General features: G+C 68.5%; 20 protein-coding genes and 1 pseudogene. 8 read left to right on the forward strand and 13 right to left on the reverse strand.

The annotated features are described in order from the left end of the window. The 4 genes from Q8N10_RS17945 to Q8N10_RS17960 form a co-directional block, all read right to left on the reverse strand. The gene (locus tag Q8N10_RS17945; RefSeq protein ID WP_304774586.1) at nt 1-477 is read right to left on the reverse strand and encodes a Fur family transcriptional regulator; all 477 of its coding nucleotides are present in this window, start codon (nt 475-477) and stop codon (nt 1-3) included. Nucleotides 478-583: 106 nt separating this feature from the next. Next, the gene (locus Q8N10_RS17950; RefSeq protein ID WP_370690157.1) at nt 584-1,645 is read right to left on the reverse strand and encodes a DUF4167 domain-containing protein; all 1,062 of its coding nucleotides are present in this window, start codon (nt 1,643-1,645) and stop codon (nt 584-586) included. A 271-nt stretch (nt 1,646-1,916) separates the two neighbouring features. Continuing rightward, the gene (prmC, locus tag Q8N10_RS17955) at nt 1,917-2,786 is read right to left on the reverse strand and encodes a peptide chain release factor N(5)-glutamine methyltransferase (RefSeq protein WP_304774590.1); all 870 of its coding nucleotides are present in this window, start codon (nt 2,784-2,786) and stop codon (nt 1,917-1,919) included. Next, nucleotides 2,783-3,559 (reverse strand): MOSC domain-containing protein, encoded by a 777-nt coding sequence (locus Q8N10_RS17960; RefSeq protein ID WP_304774592.1) that lies wholly within the window; start codon nt 3,557-3,559, stop codon nt 2,783-2,785. Before Q8N10_RS17960 ends, prmC begins: the two co-directional genes overlap by 4 nt. A gap of 161 nt (nt 3,560-3,720) precedes the next feature. On the opposite strand from Q8N10_RS17960, the gene Q8N10_RS17965 reads away from it, so the two are divergent. After that, nucleotides 3,721-4,971: a YihY/virulence factor BrkB family protein gene (locus Q8N10_RS17965; protein ID WP_304774594.1), complete on the forward strand. Its 1,251-nt coding sequence runs from the start codon at nt 3,721-3,723 to the stop codon at nt 4,969-4,971. Here the strand turns inward: Q8N10_RS17965 and prfA are convergent. Continuing rightward, a complete protein-coding gene (prfA, locus tag Q8N10_RS17970; RefSeq protein WP_304774596.1) occupies nt 4,929-6,005 on the reverse strand; it encodes a peptide chain release factor 1 in 1,077 nt (358 codons plus the stop codon). The genes Q8N10_RS17965 and prfA overlap by 43 nt on opposite strands. 198 nt (nt 6,006-6,203) lie before the next feature. Here prfA and Q8N10_RS17975 point away from each other — a divergent pair, with 198 nt between their 5' ends. Both Q8N10_RS17975 and Q8N10_RS17980 read left to right on the forward strand, forming a co-directional pair. Beyond that, on the forward strand, nt 6,204-6,818 hold the full coding sequence (locus tag Q8N10_RS17975; RefSeq protein WP_304774598.1) for a hypothetical protein: 615 nt from the start codon (nt 6,204-6,206) through the stop codon (nt 6,816-6,818). 142 nt (nt 6,819-6,960) lie between these two features. Further along, nucleotides 6,961-7,287, forward strand: a complete 327-nt coding sequence (locus Q8N10_RS17980; protein WP_304774600.1) for a hypothetical protein — start codon at nt 6,961-6,963, stop codon at nt 7,285-7,287. Here the strand turns inward: Q8N10_RS17980 and Q8N10_RS17985 are convergent. The 5 genes from Q8N10_RS17985 to Q8N10_RS18005 form a co-directional block, all read right to left on the reverse strand. After that, entirely contained in the window at nt 7,284-7,796 is a 513-nt protein-coding gene (locus Q8N10_RS17985; protein WP_304774602.1) for a hypothetical protein, read from the reverse strand. The genes Q8N10_RS17980 and Q8N10_RS17985 overlap by 4 nt on opposite strands. A gap of 158 nt (nt 7,797-7,954) precedes the next feature. Further along, a complete protein-coding gene (locus Q8N10_RS17990; RefSeq protein ID WP_304774604.1) occupies nt 7,955-8,248 on the reverse strand; it encodes a hypothetical protein in 294 nt (97 codons plus the stop codon). 100 nt (nt 8,249-8,348) lie between these two features. Further along, nucleotides 8,349-8,813 carry a hypothetical protein gene (locus Q8N10_RS17995; RefSeq protein WP_304774606.1) on the reverse strand — a complete coding sequence of 155 codons (465 nt, stop codon included), beginning with the start codon at nt 8,811-8,813 and terminating at the stop codon, nt 8,349-8,351. An 83-nt stretch (nt 8,814-8,896) separates the two neighbouring features. Beyond that, nucleotides 8,897-10,033, reverse strand: a complete 1,137-nt coding sequence (ispG, locus tag Q8N10_RS18000; RefSeq protein ID WP_304774607.1) for a flavodoxin-dependent (E)-4-hydroxy-3-methylbut-2-enyl-diphosphate synthase — start codon at nt 10,031-10,033, stop codon at nt 8,897-8,899. Nucleotides 10,034-10,189: 156 nt separating this feature from the next. Next, nucleotides 10,190-11,122: a RodZ domain-containing protein gene (locus Q8N10_RS18005; RefSeq protein WP_304774609.1), complete on the reverse strand. Its 933-nt coding sequence runs from the start codon at nt 11,120-11,122 to the stop codon at nt 10,190-10,192. Between the two features lie 426 nt (nt 11,123-11,548). On the opposite strand from Q8N10_RS18005, the gene Q8N10_RS18010 reads away from it, so the two are divergent. Then, complete coding sequence (locus tag Q8N10_RS18010; protein ID WP_304774611.1) at nt 11,549-12,331, forward strand: class I SAM-dependent methyltransferase; 783 nt, start codon at nt 11,549-11,551, stop codon at nt 12,329-12,331. Nucleotides 12,332-12,345: 14 nt separating this feature from the next. Continuing rightward, nucleotides 12,346-12,450 (forward strand): annotated as a pseudogene (locus tag Q8N10_RS18015) (hypothetical protein); the annotation flags it as partial. Here the strand turns inward: Q8N10_RS18015 and Q8N10_RS18020 are convergent. Together Q8N10_RS18020 and Q8N10_RS18025 are read right to left on the reverse strand one after the other, a co-directional pair. Further along, nucleotides 12,447-13,208 carry a hypothetical protein gene (locus tag Q8N10_RS18020; RefSeq protein ID WP_304774613.1) on the reverse strand — a complete coding sequence of 254 codons (762 nt, stop codon included), beginning with the start codon at nt 13,206-13,208 and terminating at the stop codon, nt 12,447-12,449. The pseudogene Q8N10_RS18015 and the gene Q8N10_RS18020 overlap by 4 nt on opposite strands. A gap of 119 nt (nt 13,209-13,327) precedes the next feature. Beyond that, nucleotides 13,328-14,206, reverse strand: a complete 879-nt coding sequence (locus Q8N10_RS18025) for an FkbM family methyltransferase (RefSeq protein ID WP_304774615.1) — start codon at nt 14,204-14,206, stop codon at nt 13,328-13,330. Between the two features lie 157 nt (nt 14,207-14,363). On the opposite strand from Q8N10_RS18025, the gene Q8N10_RS18030 reads away from it, so the two are divergent. The 3 genes from Q8N10_RS18030 to Q8N10_RS18040 all read left to right on the forward strand — a co-directional run bounded on the left by Q8N10_RS18030 (nt 14,364) and on the right by Q8N10_RS18040 (nt 16,937). Beyond that, nucleotides 14,364-15,515: a trans-acting enoyl reductase family protein gene (locus tag Q8N10_RS18030; protein WP_304774617.1), complete on the forward strand. Its 1,152-nt coding sequence runs from the start codon at nt 14,364-14,366 to the stop codon at nt 15,513-15,515. Between the two features lie 46 nt (nt 15,516-15,561). Then, nucleotides 15,562-16,041 carry a transcription elongation factor GreA gene (greA, locus tag Q8N10_RS18035; RefSeq protein WP_304774619.1) on the forward strand — a complete coding sequence of 160 codons (480 nt, stop codon included), beginning with the start codon at nt 15,562-15,564 and terminating at the stop codon, nt 16,039-16,041. Between the two features lie 185 nt (nt 16,042-16,226). After that, the gene (locus tag Q8N10_RS18040) at nt 16,227-16,937 is read left to right on the forward strand and encodes a hypothetical protein (RefSeq protein ID WP_304774621.1); all 711 of its coding nucleotides are present in this window, start codon (nt 16,227-16,229) and stop codon (nt 16,935-16,937) included. Here the strand turns inward: Q8N10_RS18040 and Q8N10_RS18045 are convergent. Further along, a complete protein-coding gene (locus tag Q8N10_RS18045; RefSeq protein ID WP_304774623.1) occupies nt 16,934-17,944 on the reverse strand; it encodes a nucleotidyltransferase domain-containing protein in 1,011 nt (336 codons plus the stop codon). The two genes, Q8N10_RS18040 and Q8N10_RS18045, sit on opposite strands and share 4 nt — an antisense overlap. Nucleotides 17,945-17,961 lie beyond the last annotated feature (17 nt).

A 17,961-nucleotide genomic window follows, 5' to 3' on the forward strand; every position in this document is an offset into this window, starting at 1 on the left:
CTACTGGCAGGCCAGGCAAAGCCCGCGCGCCTCCAGCGTCACCACCCGCACGGCGTAGCCCGCGGGTGCGGCCGCGGCGATCTGGGCGTCGAGGTCAGGTTCGAACTCCTCGGCCGCCCCACAGCATTCGCAGATCAGGAAGGCGGCCCGGTGTCCCTGGTCGTCGCGGCGGCAGGGGACATAGGCGTTCAGGCTCTCGATGCGGTGGGCGAAGCCCAGGCGCTCGAGGAATTCCAGGGCGCGGTAGACGGTGGGAGGCTTGGCCGGTTCCCCATGCGCGCCGAAGGCGGCGATCAGATCATAGGCCTTCAGGGGGCCGTTGGCTTCCAGCAGGAGCTCCAGGACCCGGCGTCGCGGGGTGGTCAGCCGCTCCTGGGTCTCGGCGCAGCGGGTCTCAGCCGCCACCAGGGCATGGCGCAGGTCCACACCCTTGATGCCCGGATGCGCGCCGTCCTCGTGGTGGCACTCGGTTCCCATGCGTTCTGGCTACCCGTCCGCGCGGTTTCCCGCAACCAGCGGAATATGGGGAGGTGAGGCCCAAATGCGAAGGCCGGGATCATCGATCCCGGCCCAAGCCCTGGTCCTATGCGTCTTCAGTCTCGGACGGGGGTCCGCCTTCGCCGCCCTCGAAGCTGCGCGGGGCGCGGCGACGCTTGGGCTTGGCGGGCGCATCGTCGGTGGACGCGGCGGCCGGCGGGGTTTCCGCCTTGGGCGCGCGCGGCGCCCGCGGGGTGGTGGGGGCCTTCAGGAAGGCCGGGGCGTGGCTCTCGCCGCCGTCGTCATCGCGCAGCACCGGAGAGCTGTGGGTCTCGGGCGGCACCAGCGGCGCGGCCTGGGGTTCGACCACGGCCAGCGGGTCGCGCTCCGGACGCTCCTCGCGCGGCGGCCGGTCATCACGGTCGCGCCAGCGGTCGCGGCGCGGACGGTCGTCACGGGGCCGGTCGTCGCGATTGCGATTCTCGGCCTGAGGGCGATCCTCGCGGGGACGGTCGTCCCGGGGGCGGTCATCCCTGGGCCGGTCGTCGCGCGGACGGTCGTCGCGGCTGCGGTTCTCGTCGCGGGGCCGGTCGTCCCGGGGGCGATCGTCACGCGGACGGTCGTTGCGGTCCTGGCGGTCGCCGCGCGGGCGATCGTCGCGATTGCGGTCCTGGTCCCGGGGCCGGTCGTCGCGGCTGCGAGTCTCGTTCTGGGGGCGGTCCTGCCATCCGTTGTTGCTGCGGGCTTCGGTCGGCTCGGCGCCGATCTCGCCGCTGGCCTCTTCCTTGTCGGCCTTCTCGGCGGCGTCGGCGTCAGCCTGGGCCGCGGCCTGGGCGCCGCTCTCGTCCTCGAAGTCGATGTCGAAGCCGGAGGAAAACTGGTCACGGCCCAGAATCTCGCTGGCCGCACGGGTCGGCTGCATGGCGCGGACGACCCGGAAATAGTGTTCTGCGTGCTGCAGGTAGTTCTCGGCGAGGACCCGGTCCCCGGCCGTGGAGGCGTCTCGCGCCAACTGCTGGTATTTTTCGAAGACGTGCTGGGCGTTGCCGCGGACCTTCGAGCCTTCCGGCCCGTTGGAATCGAACGCCCGGTTGGCGTTCTGCTGCTGGGGCTTGCCGCCGCCCCCGCCACCACCGCCGCCGCGATTGCGACCGCGCTGACGCTTCATACCCTTGAAATCTCTCATTATTCGCTAACCGTTCCGCCGGCGCTCCAGCTCATGCCAGGATTGCGCGGGCTTGCCTTTTCGTCTTGCTCAGGTCCTTGAGGACCCGAGAATTCGTGTTGAAGACGTAAGTGTTTCCCCGTCTTCCGCCCTGACTTGAGGCGAGCGCCACTTAAAGCCGCGCCTGTCGGTGTGGTGCTCGATTCCTGCTTTTCAGGAGGCCGAACCCCGGGCGCCGACGAATTGGGTGGAGACAGGTATCTGATCTACCGATTCAGCCCCGAGTTTCCAAGGGATTTTTCGTGCCGATGACAACGCGATCGCGCGTGGACAGGTCGGGGATGGTCGTCACCCCCTGCGCGCCGGCCGCTCGGAACAACGCCTCGACCGCCTGTTTCTGGTCGTAGCCGATCTCCACGGCGAACATCCCGCCCGGCTTGAGCACCCGCAGAATCTCCGGCGCCAGCAGGCGGTAGTGGTCCAGGCCGTCGGCTCCGCCGTCCAGGGCGAGGCGGGGTTCGTGGTCACGGACCTCCGGCTCCAAGGTCTCGATCACGTGCGTGGCGATATAGGGTGGATTGGAGACCACGAGGTCAAAGCTCGCGTCCCCCAGCCCCGCGGTCCAGTCGCTCCGGAGCAGGGCCAGGCGGTCGGCCAGGCCCAGGTTGGCGGCGTTCTCGCGCGCCACCGCCAGGGCTTCTTCCGAGACGTCGATCCCCAGTCCCTTGGCGGCCGGGCGCTCGGAGAGGATCGCCAGGATGATCGCGCCCGACCCAACCCCCAGGTCCAGGACCGAGAAGGCCATCTCCTCCGGGAAGGCCGGCAGGACGGCGTCCATGATGGTCTCGGTGTCCGGTCGCGGGGTGAGCACGTCAGGCGTCACCGACAGCATGATCTTCCAGAACCCCTTGCGCCCCAGGATGTGGCTCACCGGTTCGCGGCGTTCGCGCCGCTGCAGGTAGTCGGCGAGCGTCGCCTCCTGCTCGGGGGTCAGTTCGCGATAGGGGGTGGTGACGATATCGGCGCGGGTGGCGTCGGCGGCGGCCTCCACCAGCAGGCGGGCCTCGATCACCGGGCCGTCCAGGCCCGCGGCCTCCAGGCGCTGCTTGGCGCCCTGCCAGGCCTGCAACAGGGTCAGGCTCATCGGGCAGGCTCCATCTGGGGGGCGGTGCAGGCGTCGCCCACGGTGATCTGGCCGCCGTCGGTGACGTGCATGTAGATGCCGCAGAACATGTGGCCGTAGTTGTCGAACAGGGCCTTCACCACATCCATGTCGCGCTCGGCGGTCTCCGGGTCCACGTGGGTGGCGGCGCAGCGAATGATCGGCTTGAACACCTTGGCGCGCGCGAACCCCAGCATTAGTTCGCGGCCCGCCCACGCCATCTCCGCCCAGGGCTCCCAGCCCTCGACGTAGAGGTTGGCGCGGAACCTCAAGGGATCCAGCGGCCGGCCGATCTTCTGTTCGAGGTCGCGCAGGCTGGCCAGGTTGATGATGGAGACGTGGCCCAGCGGGTGGTCCATGAACCGGTGGCCGGGCGCCTCGATCACCCTCAGCTCCCCACGCACCTCGTCCCCCAGCAGCGCGGTGAGCCAGGTGGCGAAGCCAGCGCGCCCGGCTTCATCGGCCATCGAGCCCTGGAAGTCAGGCTGGCCCTGCGCAACCGCCCGCAGGACGCCGGTCGTCTCGTCATAGGCCGTGCGGGCCTTGGCGACATGGGCGATGGCCATCAGGACGGCGAATTTCTGCTTGGGAATGAACGCCGGGGCCTGCGGATTGAAGCCCGAGGGCCCGTTCTCCACCGCCCACAGGCGATCGCAGGGGAAGGGCTGGCCGACGCTCAGCATCGCCTGGTTCAGGCGCTCGGGGGTGAAGCCCTTGATCGGGTGGCGATAAAGGGCGGCGACGTGACCGGTCATCCCGCCCTGTTGCCGCAAGCCTCCGTCGCACGCAACCGCCGCCGCGCCACATTCATGGCGCAGCTTGAGGTCAGCCTGCCAGGCCGATAGCCTCCGCCGGACGGAACGGCTATCGCGGGTAGGTGTTCAAGCGGTGGCTTTGCGCCTGGAGGGTGGGAGACGTGCGCAGGCCGTTCTCGAAGAAGTGGACCAGGGAACGGCTGGCGCCCTTGGCGTTCCAGGCCGCGCCCTGGGTGGCGCTCGCCGCCCTGGCCGCCTTCTGGCCGCGTGGGCGCCGCGACCCCAAGCCGGGGCTCAGTGTCCAGGTTCACGCCGAGCCCGAATCCTTCGACGCCGCTGAGCCTGGCCGCGGCCGTCTGGCCGCCGCCCCGCACCACATCCCCCTGCGCGGCTGGAAGGATGTGCTCTGGCGCACCTATCGCGAGATCACCTGCGACCGGCTGCCCGCCGTGGCCGGCGGCGTGACCTTCTACACCCTCCTGGCCCTGTTCCCGGCCATCGGCGTCTTCGTTTCGCTCTACGGGTTGTTCAACGACGTCACCGCCGTCCAGGCCCAACTCAACCAGTTCGCGGTCGTGCTCCCGGGCTCGGTCATCGAGATCGTCGGCGACCAGATGTTGCGCCTGGCCAACCGTCCCACCGCCTCCCTCAGCGTGGCCTTCCTCATCAGCCTGCTGCTCTCGGTCTGGAGCGCGAACGCCGGGATGAAGGCCCTCTTCGACGGCCTGAACATCGCCTATGACGAGGCCGAAAAGCGAAGCTACGTCGTGAAGACCGCCTTCACCTACGTCTTCACCCTGGGTCTGCTGGTCTTCCTCACCCTGGTCAGCGCCATTCTGGTGGCCGTGCCGCTGTATCTTGAGGGCGCGGGCCTGTCGGAGTTCGCGGTAATCTGGCTGCCGCTGCGCTGGCTGGTGATCCTGGGCCTCGCCGCCACCGCCTTCTCCATGGTTTATCGCTATGGTCCCTGCCGGGCCCGGGCGCGCTGGCGTTGGGTCAGTACGGGGGGCGTGTTCGCCGCCGTCATGTGGCTGGTGGGCTCCCTGGGCTTCTCTTGGTACGTCAATAACATCGCCCACTTCGACGTCACCTACGGCTCCCTGGGCGCCGTCATCGGCTTCATGCTGTGGATCTGGTTCTCCGTGATGGTGGTGCTGATCGGCGCAGAACTGAACGCCGAGATCGAGCACCAGACGGCGCTGGACTCCACCACGGGCCCCGACCAACCCATGGGGGTGCGTGGCGCGGCCATGGCCGACACAGTGGGCCTGGCCTTCCATTTTGACGCCAGGAAGGTGCTGTCCAAGGTCTGGGTGGACGGGACTGATCAGGCCGAGCGGGTGCTGACCGCCGCCCGGCTGCGCAAGCCTCAGCCGAACTCGTCTTCCAAGGCCGACAACCGCGCGGCCTGATCCTCGGCGATCAGCGGATTGATCACGTCGTCCAACTCGTCGCCGCTGATAACCCGCGCCAGGTTGTAGAGCGTCAGGTTGATGCGGTGGTCGGTGACGCGGCCTTGCGGGAAATTATAGGTGCGGATCCGTTCGGAGCGGTCGCCGGACCCCACCTGGCTCTTGCGGGCGTCGGCGCGGGCGGTGTCGAGGGCCTCACGCTGCTGATCGTAGAGACGGGCCTGCAGCACCTTCATCGCCCGCGCGCGGTTCTGGTGCTGCGATTTCTCCGACGAAGTCACCACAATGCCGGTGGGCAGGTGGGTGATGCGCACCGCGGAGTCGGTCTTGTTGACGTGCTGGCCGCCGGCCCCGGACGAGCGGTAGGTGTCGATCCGCAGGTCGGACGGGTTGATGTCGATCTCCACGTCCTCCACCTCGGGCAGGACGGCGACGGTGGCGGCCGAGGTGTGGATGCGGCCGCCGGCCTCGGTGTCGGGAACCCGTTGCACGCGGTGGACGCCGCTCTCGAACTTCATGCGGCCGAACACGCCGTCGCCGGTCACCGAGGCGATGATTTCCTTGTAGCCCCCGACCTCGCCCTCCGAGACGCTGTCGATCTCCACCCGCCAGCCGTGCAGGGTGGCGTAGCGCTGGTACATGCGGAACAGGTCGCCGGCGAACAGCGCCGCCTCATCCCCGCCGGTGCCGGCCCGGACCTCGAGAATCGCCGAAGCGTTCTCATCCTTGTCCTTGGGCGCCAGCAGCAGGGCCACCTCGTGCTCCAGGGCCGGCAGCTTGTCGCTGAGGATCTGCAGTTCGTCCCGGGCCATGGCCGCCATCTCGGGATCGCCCGACGCGGCCATTTCCTCCAGCTCGGGGCCCTCGGCGCGGACGCGGGCGAGCTTCATGACCGCGTCGGCCACGGGCTTGAGCTCGGCGTGCTCCTTGGACAGGCGCACGATCTCCTGGCCGTCAGTGGCGGCGCCCATTCGGGCCTCGATCTCGCGGAAGCGGTCGAGAACCTGGTCGAGTCTGGCTTGGGGGAGGCGCACGGAGGGATCACCGGAAGAAACGGAGGTTTCCTCTAACCCTCCGCCGCCGCCTTGCCAAACTTCTGATGGCGGGCGGCTCGCGCGAGACGCGAGCTGACCTTGCCAAGCTGACGCTTTGGTGTTCGTTAACCATGATCATGGGGGCATGTCGTTCAGGTTGTTTCAGGCGTCGCGCTGGCGGGCGCGGGGAGGGCGAAGGTGAGTGATCACCCCGCGTCTCCCGCTGCTGGCGCGCACCCGAAGCCGGCCATCTGCCGCTGCGGCCTTGGCGGTTTCGCCCAGCCGATGGTGATCTGCGCCTGTCCGGTTCATTCGCCCGCGCCACCCAAGCCGGAGCCGCCCAAGAAGCCGCCGCCGCCGACCTTCAGCGACCAAGTGCCCGAGGCCTTCACCAAGGGGTTCAAGGATATCTGGGCGGGGGTCGCCGCGGGCCGCTCGCCGGTGGGCCTGATCGCCGACTGTCGCATGCTGCTGGCCGTCCTGCTCACCGAACTGGAACGCCGCGCCGGGGTTTCGGCGCCCAGTCGCGGCTGGTTCGGCGGCGCGCCCCAAGCCGGCATGAGGGCCAAGATCGACTCGCTGGTGGCTCGGCACGTCCTGCTGAAGGGTGTGGCCGATCTCGCCCGGCGGATTTCCCAACTGGAGCCGGGCGCGGAGGTCAACGCCCTCTATCCCATGGGCGATCCGGCCCAGGCCCGGGACTACATGAATCTCATCTGGCAGGTGGCCGACCAGGGATTCGAACAGGACCGCTGGAGTCGCACCGGAGAAGCCCCCCTGCGTGTGGCCCCCGTCGCAAAGGATGGCCATTGAGGGAGATGTTCGCCTCACACCCAATCTGGCCGCCGAAGGTTCGCCTACTGAGGGTTGCGGGGTTTCCCGACGCGGGGCCCGCGCCTATGGTCACCCCATGCCGTCGATCCTAGAGCCCGAGAAAAGAAGGCCGCGCCGGACCATGTCCCGTAAGGGCGTGGACCCCATGGTCGGCGAGATCGCCGAGGCCCTGCTGCATCTCGGCGGCTCGGCCCACCGCGACCGCGTGCTGGAAGTCCTGGCCATGAATCGCGCGTCGGAGGGCGAGGTGCAGCTCAGCCTGCGGGCCCGCGCCGTGGCGGCCTTTGACGCCCACTCGGGCTCCGACCGTGACAGCCGGGGCGTCCGCCCGCTGTTCCGCAAGCCCTTCGGTCCCGGCTCCCACCGCTGGGCCCTGACCGCCGAAGCCGAGGCCTTCCTGCGCGCCGGCGGCGCCGCCCGTGACGTGGCGGCCTCGGCCAGCCTCTAGGCGACCGCCGCCTCCAGGTCCGCGCCGTCGCTCAGATCGACCCCGATTCGCCGGAGCTGGATGAACAGCCGGCGCAGGTTCAGGAAGCTCGCCCGGGTCAGCCGGGTCATCTTTTCGCTGGCCATGACCTGGGTGGGAACGATCAGGCCGCCGTCCACGCGCACCAACAGGCCCTGTTCGATCAGCCCCTTCACCTTGCGCCGCACCGTCTCATTGGGAATGCCCAGGGCGACGCCGGTCACCGGCCGCCGGAGTTCGTCCGGAGGCAGGCGCACCAGGGTCGCCAGCTGGGCCGTGGACTGGGGATTGGTCGCCAGGTGGCCGACATTGGCCTCCACAACGGCGGCGAAGACCAGGGCCGCGGTGATGTCGCCGTCATACTCGCGATTGACCATCTCGACGGCCCGGAGGATGGCCCCTATCGCCATGCGGACCGCGACGCGTTCCCTCAGTTCACTGTCCACGATCAGGCCCCGTTCCAGGCGGCGAGCGCCGCTGACGAACCCCATTATGGTGAAGCTTGACGGGAGCGCGATGGCCCCGACCCCCAGATTGGGGGGTTTTGACAATGGTTTACATTCCATGGGAACGGCCACGGAAAAGGGCGGGCCGACCCAGGTCGACCCGCCCTCCGCGATTGCAGCGCTCGTGAGAGCGAATTTGGACCTTAGGCGCGCACGCCGGTCAGCGGCGCATTGCCGAAGGCGCCGAGCTTCACATTGCCCGACATGCTGTCGCCCGAAACGGTGGCTTCGAATTCCAGCGTCATGGGCATGGGCGAGGTGATGGAGGTGGACCAGGTCAGCTTGTCGCCGTCGACCTTGCCTTCGATGGCCTGCTCACCGGCCGGGGTTTGGGTGGTCCCGGTGAAGGCGCCGCCGTCCGTCTTGATAGAGGCCGTAACCGTCTGCGCGCCCATGGGCGAGTTGATGGTGATCTTCCAGTTGCCGTCAGCGGACATGGTGTCCCTCCCTTATGGTGGCCGGCACCTAACCAAGGCAATCGCCGGGGCGCAAGTGGTGACCCCGGCGTCAACTTTGAATTATTCGCGAACCTGTTCGCTAGTCTTCGTCACCGAAGGAGAAACCGGCTCCGCGCAGGGCGCTTACGAGGCTCAGTACGCGGGCATAGATCTCGTTGTTCCGGTCCATCATCTCCGGCCGCGTGAACACCGCCGATGGGATCACCAGGCCGTCGCCAAGCCGCTCGGCGGCGCCCTCGGCCACCAGCTTCTCCACATAGCGGGCGACGATGTCCTGCGGCATGCACAGCATATCCGCCAGGACCGCTTCCGAGATCGGCCGGCGCTGGCTGTCGGGCGGGATGTCGGTCAGCTCGGCATAGCGTCCCTTGCCGCCGATCAGGTGCTGGGTATTGGCGCTCCAGATGCCGCTGAACACCAGGAACTGGATCATGTCGCCGCCGCTGGTGCGGGCCATGGCGGCCAGCCCTTTGAGCACCTCGTGGGTCATGATCCGCGCCGTCGCGCGGCGATTGTCGCGTCTGGGCGAAGCGTCTGTCATCATGCCACAGGTTCAATGAACGAATGAGCCCGGGGTTCACCACGGGGCGGGAAAGGCGGCCATCGATTGCGCTGAGGGCGCCAGCCTTACTCGGCCGCCTTCAGGATACTGGCGGCGTCCAGTTCGGCGGCCTTGGCCTCGACGAGCTGGACGATGTGCTCGACCATCTGCTCGTTGTCCATCTTGTGGTCGGGCTTGCCCGCCACATAGACCATGCCCGCGCCCTTGCCGCCGCCGGTGAAGCCGATGTCGGTCATCAAGGCCTCGCCCGGGCCGTTCACCACGCAGCCGATGATCGACAGGCTCATGGGCGTGGCGATGTGCGCCAGCCGCGCCTCCAGGGTCTCCACCGTCTTGATGACGTTGAACCCCTGCCGCGCGCAGGAGGGGCAGGCGATGATGTTGATGCCGCGGTGGCGCAGGCCCAGCGACTTCAGCATGTCGAAGCCGACCTTGATCTCCTCCACCGGGTCAGCGGCCAGGCTGACCCGGATGGTGTCGCCGATCCCGGCCCACAGCAGGTTGCCCATGCCGATCGAGGACTTGATGGTGCCCGAACGCAGGCCGCCCGCCTCGGTGACGCCGACGTGCAGCGGACAGTCGATCTGTTCGGAGAGAAGTTGGTAGGCGGCCACGGTCATGAAGATGTCCGAGGCCTTCACGCTGATCTTGAACTCGTGGAAATCGTGGTCCTGCAGGATGCGGGCGTGGTCCAGCGCGCTCTCCACCATCGCCTCGGGGCAGGGCTCGCCGTACTTTTCCAGCAGATGGGGCTCCAGGCTCCCGGCGTTGACGCCGATGCGCATGGAGCAGCCGTGGTCGCGGGCCGCCTGGATGACTTCACGCACCCGGTCGGGCCGGCCGATATTGCCGGGATTGATCCGCAGGCAGGCGGCGCCGGCCTTGGCCGCCTCGATGCCGCGTTTGTAGTGGAAATGGATGTCGGCCACGATCGGGACCTTCGAGGCCCTCACGATGGTGGACAACGCCGCCGTGGACTCCACGTCGGGGCAGGAGACCCGCACGATGTCGGCCCCGGCCTCCTCCAGCTGGCGGATCTGGCCGATGGTCGCGTTGGCGTCGGCCGTCAGGGTGTTGGTCATCGACTGCACGGTGATCGGCGCGTCGCCGCCGACCTCCACATTCCCCACCCGGATCTTGCGAGAGGGCCGGCGCGTGATGGCGCGCCACGGACGGAGGTGGGTGTGATCGTGACCGGTCATGATGTCGGGGAAAATAGGCTCCTCGCCGCGAAATCCCAAGCCCTGCGTGGCGCCTCGGCGATCATGCGGACATGACCGCGAGGCGACGATCCACAATACCGCTGCTGGCCGCCGGCTGCGCCGTCCTGCTGGAGCGTGTCGAGATCCCCTGAGGGACTATTCCGCTGGGGCCGCCAGCTTGGAGACCAGGGTCTGGGGCGCGGGCAGCAGGCCCTTGCTTTGGCCGGCCACGAACACCTGGACCGCCGACGGATCGGCGACGTCCACGGTCAGGCCCTTGAGCATGGGCGCGCGATAGGCTTCCCCGGCCGCGAGCTGGCGGGCGAAATAGACCGAACCGTCGGCGCCACGCACGATCACCGAGGTGGGCCGGCGCACCTGCAGGGTGACCACAGAGCCCGCCGCCGGGGCGCCGTAGACCGGGCCCGCCGGAACGAAGGTGGCCGAGAGCGGCGTCGCCGAAACGGCGGGAACCACCGTCTCGGGATTGGCCTTGGCCAGCTTGGCGGCGTCGTCGGCGGCCTTGCTGGAGCCATCGCCGGCGGTGGCGGCTTCCAGGCCCGGGGTTTCATAGGGCGTGGGGGTGGTGGATTCCACGGGCGCGGGCAGGGGCGCGCCGAGCGCCACCGGACCGCCGGGGGGCGCAGCAGCGGGCAGGCCGACGGCGGAGGCTTCCGGCGCGTTCGCCGCCGGTGGCGCCTGCTCGTTCATGGCCCGCTGGGCGATGTTCCACATGATGATGGCGCCGACGATCAGCAGGCCGACGATGACGATCGCCATGACCCGCGGGTCACCGTCGCGCCGCACGCCGACCGGCGCGCGCAGGGGTTCGTCAGGGGCCGGCTCGTCCAGCTTGAAGCGCTCGACTGCGGCCTCGCCGTCCATACCCAGCGCGTTGGCGTAGGCCCGCACATAGCCGATGGTGAAGGGGCGCGAAGGCAGCTCGTCCAGGCGCATCTCTTCGATCGCCGCCAGATAGGCGCGGCGGATACGCGTGGAGTCGGCCACGTCCTGCAGCGTCAGGCCGCGAAACTCGCGTGCCGACTTCAATGCCGCGCCGATGTCAGGTCCGGTGTCCATGGTGGGCATGTAGGAGTCCGCGAGACCGGGATCGCGATCCCCGTCCGCTCGCAAATTCAGATTTGTAACCCCGCCAGTATCGAGAGGCATGGCTACCTGACACCCCACTGTTTGACCGCGGCTTAACTTCGCGGTTGCGCCCCGCTCCGCCTAAGTGCGGAGTTGTTAATACAACAGACTAGGTATCACGCTAGACTACGGAATTCAATGCGTTATTTGGTCACTCATGGTTAACTCGCGCTGAAGGCGAGGCGCGAAAGCTGGCCGTTATTTTGCGTCATCTGGTGCCGCCTGCGCCAGATTGGGACAGTCCGGCTCCGCCCGATCGCGGCCTCGCGGCCCCTTACCAACCCTTATGAGGGCAAACCTTCCACTCAGGTCGGGTGGGCGGGGAGGGATCGTCTATAACGGCGCGCCAGCCAGGGGGAAGAGAAGATGCGTGCCGATGAGGTTTCCAAAAACAACCAGGCCGGCTGGGACCGCCGTGTCGAAGAACAGGACGTCTGGACGCGGCCCGTATCCTCGCAGGACGTGGCCCGCACCCGGCTGGGCGACTGGTCGGTGGTCCTGACCCCTCATATCCCGGTCCCGCGCGACTGGTTTGGAGAGGTCGGAGGCAAGGACATCCTGGCCCTGGCCTCCGGCGGCGGGCAGCAGGGGCCGATCCTGGCGGCGGCGGGCGCGCGGGTGACTGTGTTCGACGCCTCGGCCCGGCAACTGGCGCAGGACGAGGCGGTGGCGGCCCGCGAGGGACTTTCCCTCACCACACGCCAGGGCTTCATGCACGACCTGTCGGCCTTCGACGACGCCAGCTTCGACCTGATCTTCCACCCCGTCTCCAACTGCTTCGCACCAGAGATCCTGCCGGTGTGGCGCGAGTGCTTCCGGGTGCTGCGGACGGGTGGGGCGCTGCTGGCGGGCTTCATGAACCCCATGGTCTACGTCTTCGACGCGGCCGCCGAGGAACGCGGTGAGCTGATCGTGAAGCACGCCCTGCCCTATGCCGACATCACCCACCTGCCGCCCGACGAGCTGGACCGGCGGGTGGCCCGCGACCACACCGTGGAGTTCAGCCACACGCTGGAGGCGCAGATCGGCGGCCAGCTGCAGGCCGGCTTCGTCCTGACCCACATGTTCGAGGACCGAGATGGCGGCGCGCCCGATACCGGACGCTCCGCCTATTTCCCGACCTGCATGGCGACGCGAGCTGTGAAGTGACGATAAGCAATCGTCATCCCGGTCGCAGCGAAGCGGAGAGCCGGGACCTAGGGGCCGAGCGCTCCGCCCCTGGTCCCGGATCGGCCTTGCAGGCCGTCCGGGATGACGTGGTCAACTAGGCGTTCGCGGTCACCGGCGGCATCTGGTAGGGCGGCGCGCCGGGCGGACGGCCGATCCAGATCTGCCCGCTGCGGGCCATCACCTGGCCGTCAGCGTCGAACAGGGCGACGCCCGCGAAGTGCTTGCGGCCCTCGACCCGGTCGGCCCAGGCGACGACGACATAGGTCTCGCCGGCCTTGGGCTTCACGAGAACCTCGCCGGCCATGGTGCCCAGCAGGCCCACGGGGGTCTCGGTCTTCACCCACCAGGCCATGGAGCCCGAGCAGTCGAGCGCCGCCCAGGTGATCTCGTCGGGCATGGTCCCATCGGGGTTGGCGAAGTTGGCGTGCGGGGTCCAGAGGCCGGCGCAGGTTCCCAGAGGCGCGCCGTCGATCTGGCCGACGTGAACGCCCAGGCCCTCGCCGTCCTCACGCTCGATGCAGCAGGAGAAGCAGCCGCGATGCAGGGACTTCTGCGCGAACCGCGAGGCGGCCTGATAGCGACGGGCCTCTTCCACCGTGGGCGGGGTCGGCGGCATGGGGATGGCGTCGTCGGCGGCCGGCTTGGCCGAGCCGAGCGGCTGGCCCTCGGCGTTGCTCAGCACCACGCTGCCGTCCTCACCGGGGGTGAGGGTGACGGGGACGTCCAGCGGAACCCCGCTGCGCAGCATGGCGCTGCCGCGGCCGCCGACCGCATTGGAGAGCACGCCGCAGATATAGCCGCCGTTGGCGGTGACGGGCGGGCCGCGGAATTGTCTCGGAACAATGATCTCGGACATGGGAAATAGATCTCAGGTTCGTTGAAATGAAAAAGGCTATGTCCGTTCTCTGCCGTCCGACGACGGACTCTGCAATGGGTCTGGGCCTTGGGACGTAGCTCAATTGGCTTGCGGCCTGCCTATTGAGCCTGCGGTTGGCGGCTCTTGTTCAGCAACTCGAGATAGCGGTGAAGGCTCCCGGGCGGCAGGCTTCCGCGGTCTTGAAGCTTGGCGATGAGGTGACCCACTAGGTCGAAGCTGTCGTAGCAGTAGTGAGCGATCAGCGCTGTTCGGCGCAGGATTTCATCGTCCCACGACTCGACCCGCGCGAAGTCCTTCATGTAGACGATGTCGGCCTCCAGCAGCTGGTTGAAGGGAGCCCGGTCGCTGTTTCTGCGCCGCACGGGTGAGATCGACCAGCGTTTCACATCGGTGAAGCAGTGCGGAATGTAGCCTTGGTCACGCATCCAGACGTCGACCTCGCCGAACGATGGCTGGTTCTCGTAGAGCGGGACGAAAGACACTTCCAGCTGGATCATGCAGCAGTCCCGCAGCCGTTCGACGCCATGCTGAAGCACCTGAAGCTCGGCCCCCTGAATATCCATCTTCAGATAGTCGAGGTTCGGCAGGTGCTCCACCGCGTCGAGGCGGGTGGTGGTGACCCGCTCGGAGCCGTGAATCTCACCGAAGGCGGTAAAGCCGTTGAAGAAGGCCAGGCCGGGTGAGGAGGGTTGCAGCAGGGAGGTCATTCCTGACGCAGGACTGGCCAGGTGAAGCATTTGCTCAGAGCCATCGCCCAGGATCTGGGTGAAAAGCGCGAGGTCCCCCCCGTAAATCCGCCTCAGTTCGTCGTGTTGCCGAACGTCGGCGTCAAAGGCGTTGAGCCGGGCAAGGCCGAGGTCGATCAGCTTCTTGTACGGCGGCGTCTCGGCGATGGCCGCGGCGCCGATGTCGGCGACCTCAATCTTGCCGCCACAGCCCAGGAGTTCGGCGATTTCGGGAGGCGGCTCTTCGGGCATGTCCTGGGTTCGTCCGCTTCGCTCGGGCCCTTCTCTTACCGGCGGCCTGTCTGCATGGGGAGTTAATTTGCAGGCGGGCCGAAGCTCCCGGGCTGGGAGGGTTTACTTGGGCGCAGCGTTCGCGGCAGGGTCGGCCAAATTCAAAAGGGAGTGGCGCATGAACCCCAAGGCCGAATTCGACATCATCGTCTATGGCGCCACCGGCTTCACCGGGCGTCTGGTGGCCGAGCACCTCGCCAAGCAATACGGCGTCGGCGGCGACGTGAAGTGGGCCATGGCTGGCCGCTCCGCCGATAAGCTGACCTCGGTCCGCGACGAGATCGGCGCGCCCAAGGACACCCCCCTGATCGTGGCCGACGCCTCGGACCCGGCTTCGGTGAAGGCCATGGTCTCCCGCGCCAAGGCGATCCTCACCACGGTCGGCCCCTACCAGCTCTATGGCTCGGACCTGGTGGCCGAGTGCGCCGCCCAGGGGACCGACTATCTCGATCTCTCGGGCGAGCCCAACTGGATGGCGGAGATGATCGGCAAGCATGAGGCCGCCGCCAAGCAGAGCGGCGCGCGCATCCTGTTCTCCTGCGGCTTCGACTCCATTCCCTTCGAGCTGGGGGTCTACTTCGCCCAGAAGACCGCCAAGGAAAAACTCGGCGCCATGGTCCCCCGCGTGAAGGGCCGGATGCGCCGGATGCTGGGCGGCCTGTCGGGCGGCACGGCGGCCTCGGGCCGCGCCACCATGGCGGCGCTGCAGAAGGACCCCAGCCTGTTCGCCTTGATGATCAACCCCTTCGCCCTGACCCCGGGCTTCACCGGCCCGGCCCAGCCGCCTGGCAACAAGCAGGAGCACGACCCCGACGTCGGCGCTGACGTCGGCCCCTTCATGATGGCGGCGATCAACACCAAGAACGTCCACCGCTCCAACCTGCTGCAGGGCCACCCCTACGGGACTGACTTCGTCTATGACGAGATGTCGATCATCGATCCGAGGGCGCCCGCCGCCTTCGCCGACATGCCCGCCGAGGGCGGTCCGCAGCCGGGTGAAGGCCCCAGCAAGGAAGAGCGGGAGGCTGGTTTCTACGACTGCCTCTTCATCGGCATCGCCCCGGACGGCCGCAAGGTTCAGGTCTCGGTCTATGGCGACAAGGACCCGGGCTACGGCTCCACCTCCAAGATCATCGCCGAGACGGCAATCACCCTCGTGAACGCCCCCGACGTGGCGGGCGGTATCTGGACGCCCGGCGCGGCTCTGGGCGACCGGCTGGTGACGCGGCTGTCGGACAAGGCGGGCCTGACCTTCAAGGTCGAGAGCTGAAGCCCGTCCTGGCGCGTTAGACGCTCAGGACCTTGAAGGAATATCCATGAGCGTTGCGTTCACCAAGGAAGGGGATGCGGAGGCCACCGCTGCCGACCTCCCCGACCGCCCGATCTCGCCGCACCCGAACCTGGTGACGCCGGAAGGCCTGGCCTTCATCGACGCCGCCCTTGCCCAGGCGCGCGCCGACTATGCCGCGGCCCAGCACGCCGGCGGCATCGAGGCCGACCGCACCGCCATGGCCAGGGCCACCCGCGACCTGCGCTACTATTCCGCCCGCCGCGCCAACGCCCAGCTCATCGAGCCCAGTGATGACACCGACACCGTCCGTTTCGGCGGCGGCGTCACCATCGATCGCGAGGACGGCCGCCGGCAGACCTTCCGCATCGTCGGCGAGGACGAGGCCGACCCGGCCCAGGGCACGGTGTCTCACGTTTCCCCCCTGGCGCGCGCCTTGATGGGCAAGTCCGTCGGCGACACCGCCATGCTGGCGGGCGCCGAGGTGGAGATCGTCGCCGTCGGCTAATTCCATGGAACAAGGTTCTCCGAGACTTGGCGCGGGGCCCACAAGCTGCGACATTCTCGGCAGCCGCCCGGGCTGATCGGCCGGCGTGATAGCGTCCCGGGGGGGATGAGATGGCTGCAATTTCTGATGGCGCACCCGCGCCGGTCGGCCGGGACGAGGGCTTTTTCGTCCGGGGCGCCGCCGCAATGGCCCTGCTGATCGTCGCAGGGTTCTCCGTTCAACTGGCGATGGGGCGCTCGAGCTTCTCCGCCCCGCCACTCGTTCACGCCCACGCGATCGTGTTCATGGGTTGGGTCGCGATCTATCTGCTGCAGAACGTTTTCGCGGCGACGGGGCAGGCGGCCTTGCACCGCCGTCTTGGCTGGATCGCCGCGGCCTGGGTGGTGCCCATGCTGATCCTCGGGTTCGCGGTGACGCTCGCGATCGTGCGCCGCGGCGGCGTGCCGTTCTTCTTCCTGCCGCAGCAATTTCTGATCTTCGACCCGGTGTCGTTGCTGACCTTCGCCGGCCTGACCATCGCCGCGATCCTGATGCGCAGGCAGACCGATTGGCACCGCCGCCTGCATTTCTGCGCGATGTCGATCTTGCTCGGCCCAGGCTTCGGGCGATTGCTGCCTATGCCCCTGCTCGCGCCCTGGGCCTGGGAGGCGACCCTTGTGGTGTGCCTGATCTTCCCCTTGGCGGGGATGTGGTTCGACAAGCGTCGCAGCGGCCGCGCGCATCCGGCCTGGAGCTGGGGCGTCGCTGCGATGATCGGCTCCCTGCTGGTGACGGAGGCGATCACCTACAGTCCGGTCGGCGACGCGATTTATCGCGCCGCCGTGGCCGGATCGCCGGGGGCCGCCGTGGCGCCCCTGGCGTTCCCGGCGCCGCCCGGGCCCCCAGCCGCCGGCTAACCCCGCCGTCCCCGGCCACCCGGCCGGATGGGGGAGGGCGCCGACTGGCCGCCGCGCGTACGCACGCCCGCGTCCTGCCAGCGGGGCCGCCAGGCGCCGTGCGCGCCCTTGGTGGCGGACCCCGCCATCGCCTCCCACTTCACGGCGTAGCGGATGAAGGCCAGGGTCTCCGTCACCGCCTGCGGATCGGCGGGCGCCAGCTTGTGGGCCAGCACCGATCGCCCGATGGCCCAGGACCGGTCGATCAGCCCCGCCCATTTCGCATCGAGCCGCCCCTTGGCCCAGGCGCTGGCGGCCTTCTTCGAGGTCACCGTCCCGGTCTCCAGGCTGTGCAGCATCCGGCAGTACTGGGTGACGATGAACGCCTGCAACCAGTTGGCGTCGATGGCCACCGACCCGCCCAGCCACAGGGTGGTCACCCGGCGGAACAGGGTGCGAATCTCCGCCCGCAGGGCGTCGGGCGTCACGGGGTCCACCAGCTGGTCGGGCGGGGGGCCGGCGAGCACGACGCCCTTCTCCCGCAGACACCAGCGCACCACCAGGCTGTTGTCGTGCTCGGACCGCACCAGGCGGCTGGCGCCGTTGTCGAGATAGAGGAACGGATAGGCCCGGGCCGGCATGTCGGCCATGCCCGGATCGGCCCAGCCCGGCGCGCGCGGCTCCTCCGGAGGGTCGCGAGGCTCGGGGCTCCAGCGCCGCAGGACGGCGGCCGGCGCATAGGAGCCCTCCAGATGCTGCGCCCAGGGCGAGGGCAGCTTGAAGAGCTCGGCATGCGTGGCTTGCAGGGCGGGCTGTTGGGCGAGCGGCACGTCGCGGGCGGTGACGATCAGGAAATCGACGTCGCTCTGTTCGTCGGCGTCGCCGACGGCGAAGGAGCCCTGCAGATAGGCCCCCACAAAGTTGTCGCCGAGCACGGCCTGGGCGCGGATCACAAGCTGGTGGAGCACGCCGTTGAGGTCGGCATAGGGGGTCGCGCCCTCGGGCGTCGGGGTGTGGGATTGGGGCATGGAAGATCCGTGGTCGG

The sequence above is a fragment of the Phenylobacterium sp. genome (assembly GCF_030693625.1).
Lineage (GTDB): Bacteria > Pseudomonadota > Alphaproteobacteria > Caulobacterales > Caulobacteraceae > Phenylobacterium > Phenylobacterium ferrooxidans.